The sequence below is a fragment of the Roseateles sp. P5_E1 genome, from assembly GCF_054049335.1.
In genome coordinates this window covers 1-538 of the sequence record NZ_JBFUMN010000426.1, presented here as the reverse complement: position 1 = coordinate 538, position 538 = coordinate 1, and the positions used below count along the sequence as shown (strand labels likewise).

Annotated in this window: 1 protein-coding gene; it reads right to left on the bottom strand. The window is 67.5% G+C overall.

The features are described 5' to 3' along the window. Positions 1–399: peptide-methionine (R)-S-oxide reductase MsrB (gene msrB / locus ACXJKJ_RS31895; RefSeq protein ID WP_457395735.1), on the bottom strand; the 399-nt coding region annotated here is incomplete at its 3' end. Positions 400–538: the final 139 nt, after the last annotated feature.

The window sequence follows — 538 nt, the reverse complement described above, 5'->3', positions numbered from 1 at the left end:
GAACGACAGCGAGACCGAATTCAGGCAATGCCGCTCGTGGGTCGGTGGTGGACCATCGGGGAACACATGGCCGAGATGGCTGTCACATCGCGCGCAGACGATCTCGGTACGGATCATGCCGTGGCTGATGTCGCGGATCTCGCGCACATGCGCCGGGTCGAACGGGGCGAAGAAGCTCGGCCAGCCGGTCCCGGAGTCGAACTTGGTGCTGGAACGGAACAGCGGCAGCCCGCACAGGCGGCAGCCATAGACGCCGTCCTGCTTGTTGTCCAGGAACACGCCGCAGTAAGGCGCCTCGGTGCCGTGCTGGAGCAGCACCCGGCGCTCATCGGCGCTGAGACCGGCCACCAGGGCCTGGCGCTGGGCGTCGCTGGGGGGAGAGAGATCGAAGGCGGTCATGGCGGTTCCTCGCGGGGGTGGGTTCAAGATTGGGCCGGCGGCGGGCGCTTCAACCCGCGCGGCCTTGATCGGCGATGTTCATGGTGCTGATACCCGCGTGGGTGCAAGGTGGAGTCCTGATCCCCGCCGGAGCCTGCCA